Here is a 4821-nt window from a genome sequence, read left to right as displayed (position 1 = left end):
CGGGCCATGACGCGCGCCGGCAGGGCGGCCGTGGTGTCGGCGAGATAGGCGAAGACGTCCTTGGCCTTGGCGTAGCCGAGGGCCTCGATGCGCCCGGCGGCATAAGGCGCATCGTGGCCCATCATCACCATCGGCGGCGTGTCGAAGCCGTCGATCAGCAGGCCGACTTCCTCGTTGATCGACAGGTTGAACGGTCCGAGCACCCGATCACGGCCGCGCTCGCGCAGCCAAGCTTCGGCGGCGGCGAAGAGGGCGGCGAACACCTCTGCGTCGTCCTCGGCGGCGATCATGCCGAAGTGGCCGGCGGGGCCCATGGCCGCCGGCGTCAGTCGGTCGATCTGGGCGCTGATCCGGCCAACATCGCGGCCGTCGCGGGTGGCGAGCCAGAGCTGGACCTCGGCGTGTTGGAAGAACGGATTGACCTTCGGCGACAGAGCCTCGCGGCGCTCCATCATCAGCGGCGGGATGTAGTTGGGGTCGTCGCGCTGCAGCCGCATCGGCAAGCGGACGAAGCGTTCGAGCTCGGCCGGCGTCGTCACCGGGATCAGGACCACGGGGCCGGCCATGGTCAGCGTTCCAAATGGAGGAGGGCGGTGAAGGCGAGGCCGGCGAACAAAGCCGGGCCGGCCCAGGCGGCGAGCCACGCGGGAGCGAGCCCGCCTTCTCCGACGGCCACGAACACGCCGTCGACGACGAGGAACAGCAGGCCGGCCGCCAGACACAGGACCAGCACCACGCCGCCGCGTCCGCTGCGGAAGTTGGCAAGCCCGACCGGCAGGGCGATGAGCAGCATGACCAGGCAGGCCGCCGGATCGGCGATGAAGCGCTGCAGCTGGGTTTGGTAATAACTTCGCGGCCGCACCGCGCCTTCGCCGCGGGCGGCGGCGGCGGCGACTCCCGGGCTCAGCGGGGCGCCGGAGACGACGGCCTCGACCTCCGTCGGCGTCAGGTCGCCCTTCCAGAGCAACTGCGGCGGGCGGGCGACCTGGGCCTGGCCGGGGGCGACGGTTTCCACCACGGGCGCTTGGAGCAGCCAGCCGTCCTGACGGTAGGTCGCCGCCGGGGCGGCGAGGGTCTGGAGCAGCTGACCGTCCGCCTTGCGCCGGTAGATGGTGACATCGGTCAGGCGGCCCCCGTCCGGGGAGGGCACGCCGATGACGATGTCCGGGCCGACGCGGAAGGTCTCGGCGGCGGCCGCCTTGCGGCCGGCGGCCGGAGTGGTCTCGCGCCACCAGTCGGCCAGCGCCCTGTCGGCGTAGGGCGCGACGGCCATGCCGCTGAGCACCTGGGCGGCCATCAGGAAGACACCGATCGGCAGGGCCATGATGACCAGGCGATATGCGGAGACCCCCGCGGCGCGCATGGCGGTGACCTCGCTGTCGCGGGCCAGGCGGGTGAAGCCGAAGAGGCCGCCGGCCAGGGCGGCCAGCGGCGCGGCCTGCTCGAACAGCCGCGGCAGTCGCAGGGCGCTGTACTTGAGGATGCCGAGGGTCCCCAACCCGCGCTCGACGATCTCGGGCGTGATGTCGAGCAGATCGAGCACCTGGAGCACGCCCATCAGCACGGCCAGGGCGGCGAGCACCTGCATGCCGACGATGCGGACGACGTGGCCGCGGAGGGTCATGCGACGACCTTCCGCCGGAGTTTGAGCTTCTTGTGGGCGCGGTAGAGGGCGTCGGCGACGTACTCGACCAGGAGGCCGACGGGGGTCTCTCCGGGTCGCTTGCGGCTGGTGACGAAGGTGGCGATGCAGATGGCGGCGAAGGCGAGGAATGGCGCGCCGACCGCCAGGATCGCCGGCGCCCCGCCGCCGGCCGCCAGCCCCTGGCCGAACTGCAGCAGCTGGTTGAAGGCGAGGAGCAGCAGGCCGGCGACGATCATGCCGGGCGCGGCGCCCCGGCGTTTGGCGGCGAGGCCGAGCGGCAAGGCGAGCAGCGGCAGCAGGGGAAGCGACAGGGCGCGGCTGAGCCTTGCCAGGAACTCGGCGATCAGGGTCTGGCGCGGTACGATGGATTGCGGCTCTCCGGCCTCGCGCAGCAGTTCGCCGAGGGTGAGCTCGCGCTCGTCGCCGCCGCGGGCGCGCAGCAGCCGCGAGGCTCCGCTGAGGGGCACACGCAGGCTGAAGGTGTCGAAGCTGAGCACCTCGGGTTCGCCACGACTGTTCTCGCCGAGCTGCAGGCCGTTCTCGAGAGTCAGGGTGGCCGATTCGCGGTCGGCGTTGGTGCGCAGCTGGCCGAGGCGGGCGGTGATCACCTGGTGGCGGCCGTCGTCGTCGACCTGACGGATGAACACCCCGCCGAGCCGCCGGCCGGCGGCGTCGGCGCTGTTGGCGGTCATCACCAGCCGATCGTTCGGCGAAACGATCATCCCGCCCTGGATGCTGCCGCTCCAGCCGGCGTTCTCGGCGGCGAACAGGACGGCGCGATACCCATAGCGGGAATAGGGCTGCACATAGCCGAACAGCACCAGGCTGATGCACATCAGGACGACGCCGAGCCCGAGGTACGGCGCGACGATGCGGCTGAACGAGACGCCGCTGGCCAGAAGGGCGTCGATCTCCGAATCCTGGTTGAGCCGCGAGATCACCACGAACAGCGAGATGAAGAAGGCGGCCGGCAGGGTCAGGCCGAGGTAGTGCGGGACGAGGTTGGCGGTCAGTTCGGTGAGGAAGCCAAAGCGGTTGCTGCTGCTCGACAGCATGTCCAGGAGCCGCAAGACGCGTTCGAGGAGCAGGCCGACCAGGGTCACCAGCATCGAGCCCAGCAGGGGCCAGAGCATGAGCTTCAGGGCGTACTTGTCGATGATGCGCAACGGCGGCCTGCTGAACTAGGCGCGCCAGAGGGCGGCGAGGTCGACGGCCAGTCGTTCACCCTCGCCGTCATCCAATGCGACGGCCGGAGACAGCGCCGGCTGCCCCGGCCAACCGGCGTCGGAGAAGCTGCGGCCGTCGCGCTGCCGCGCGCCCGCGTAGCGGGGGATGACGTGGAAGTGGACGTCGCGGTCCACCATCATCAGCATCAGGTAGTTGATCTTCTCGTAGGCGACGAAGCTCCGCAGGGTCCGCTCGACGCCGTCGACCACCGACTTGAAATCGGCGAATGCTTCGGCGGAGATCTCGGAGAAGGCCTCGGCGCGGTCCTTGCAGACCAGAACCAGGGATCCAAGCGTGGGTTGTTGCGGGCGGGCGAGGACCAGCCAATGGTCGGTTTCGGCGACCAGGGTTCTTGGATACCCGAATTTCAGCGCTGTAGGGTTGGTCATTGTCCGTCGGGACAGGCCGCTGGCGCTGTCGCGGCCATCATAGGGAGGGCCTAGACCGGATGAAAGCCCGAATGGCGGTCATGGCCCTCGCGATCGCGCTGCCGGGCGCGGCGCGTTCGGCCGAGACCTGTGAAGGCAGCGCGCCGGCCGGGGCGGCCCGGCTGGTCATCCGGGTGCTCGGCGTCCAGTCGTCGGCCGGGGAGGTGGCGGTGACGGTCTATCCCGACCAGCGGCGGCGTTTCCTCTCGGCAGGCGGCAAGCTGGCCCGGGTCAGGACGGCGGCCCAGGCGCCGACGACCAGCGCCTGTTTCTGGCTTCCGCCGGGGGCCTATGCGGTGGCGGTCTATCACGACGCCAACGGCAACCAGGATTACGACCGCTCACGCCTGGGCCGGCCGCTGGAAGGATTCGCCTTCTCCAACGACCCGCCGACCCGGTTCGGCCTGCCGTCGTTCGAGGCGACGCGTTTCGCCCTGCCGCCGGCCGGCGCGGCCCTGGAGGTCCGGATGCGCTATCTGCGCGGCGAGACCAGCCGGTAGCGGCCAAGCTCGGCGAAGGCGCCTTCAGGACCGAGGCCGCGCGCGATGACCTCGGTGACGAAGCCCTCCGCGCCCCGGGCGATCGCCAGCTCGTGCCAACGCGCCGCCTCGCCGTGCCCGGCGATCGCCGATGCGGAGGGCACGCCGAGCACCGGGATCGGGCCCGCCGGACCTGCAACCTGCATGGTCAGCGCCTCATGGGCATGGCCGTGGAGGACGAGCTCGGCGCCCTCGCGTTGCAGCACCTGGCGCAGGGCCTCGGCGTCGACGAGGGACTTTCGGGCCGACACCGCCCCGGTCGCGATCGGGTGGTGAACGAGCACCAGTCGGAACAGTCCAGCCTCGCCGAGCGCGCGCAGGTTCTCGGCCAGCCGCGCGATCTGATCCTGCCCCAGCCGGCCCTGGGCCAGGTGCAGCGCCGTCGGCGTCGCCGAGCAGAGGTTGATCAGGGCCACGGGGCCGCGAACCCGCACCGCCGGGAAGCCAGCGCCCGGCTCGTCGCCCAGCCAGGGACGCCAGGGTGCGAAGCGGTCGCCGTCGGCGGCGATCAGGGCGTCGTGGTTGCCCGGGCTGACGGTCAGCTGTTCCGGCGGCGCTAGGTCCTCCAGCCAGCGGCGGGCGGCGGCCAGTTCCTCGGGCGTCGAAAAATTCGTCAGGTCGCCGGTCAGGGCGATGTGGTCCGGACGTTGCGCCTGGAGATCGGCGACGAGGTCGGCGAGCACGGCCGGCGAGTGATGGTTGCGCTTCCGCCGCCAGGCCAGCCGGCTCAGGGTGCGCTTGGAGAAGATGTCGCGCAGCGACCGCCGCATCGCCGGCGGCGGCAGGTGCGGATCGGAGAGGTGGGCGATGCGAAACGTCGTCACGTCGGTAAGGATTCTGGCCAGGCGGCGGGCAATCTGGCTATCAAGTCCGCCAGCACTGGATAGGGGTGATCGGGGCTTTGAGCGAGTCGGGAACGAACCAGCGGACGCAGGGCGTCGTCGTGAGCGGCGGCGCGGCCCGGATCTGGGGCATGACCGGG

Annotated in this window: 5 protein-coding genes and 1 pseudogene; 1 reads left to right on the top strand and 5 read right to left on the bottom strand. The window is 71.1% G+C overall.

Annotation, left to right across the window (positions count from 1 at the left end):
- The 4 genes and pseudogenes from ACILRF_RS14430 to ACILRF_RS14415 all read right to left on the bottom strand — a co-directional run.
- A pseudogene (locus tag ACILRF_RS14430) lies at positions 1-566 on the bottom strand (dATP pyrophosphohydrolase); the annotation flags it as partial.
- Positions 567-568: 2 nt separating this feature from the next.
- Positions 569-1624 carry an LptF/LptG family permease gene (locus ACILRF_RS14425; protein ID WP_395674084.1) on the bottom strand — a complete coding sequence of 352 codons (1056 nt, stop codon included), beginning with the start codon at positions 1622-1624 and terminating at the stop codon, positions 569-571.
- Positions 1621-2811 (bottom strand): LptF/LptG family permease, encoded by a 1191-nt coding sequence (locus tag ACILRF_RS14420; RefSeq protein ID WP_395674082.1) that lies wholly within the window; start codon positions 2809-2811, stop codon positions 1621-1623. Before ACILRF_RS14420 ends, ACILRF_RS14425 begins: the two co-directional genes overlap by 4 nt.
- Positions 2812-2826: 15 nt before the next feature.
- Entirely contained in the window at positions 2827-3261 is a 435-nt protein-coding gene (locus tag ACILRF_RS14415; RefSeq protein WP_395674080.1) for an HIT family protein, read from the bottom strand.
- An 80-nt stretch (positions 3262-3341) separates the two neighbouring features.
- Here ACILRF_RS14415 and ACILRF_RS14410 point away from each other — a divergent pair, with 80 nt between their 5' ends.
- Positions 3342-3800, top strand: a complete 459-nt coding sequence (locus tag ACILRF_RS14410; RefSeq protein WP_395674078.1) for a DUF2141 domain-containing protein — start codon at positions 3342-3344, stop codon at positions 3798-3800.
- Here the strand turns inward: ACILRF_RS14410 and ACILRF_RS14405 are convergent.
- Complete coding sequence (locus ACILRF_RS14405; protein WP_395674076.1) at positions 3773-4663, bottom strand: metallophosphoesterase family protein; 891 nt, start codon at positions 4661-4663, stop codon at positions 3773-3775. The two genes, ACILRF_RS14410 and ACILRF_RS14405, sit on opposite strands and share 28 nt — an antisense overlap.
- Positions 4664-4821: the final 158 nt, after the last annotated feature.

The sequence above is a fragment of the Phenylobacterium sp. genome (genome assembly GCF_044236515.1).
GTDB lineage: Bacteria > Pseudomonadota > Alphaproteobacteria > Caulobacterales > Caulobacteraceae > Phenylobacterium.
The sequence above is the reverse complement of the archived record's forward strand: the minus strand, read 5'-3'. Positions and strand labels throughout refer to the sequence as shown.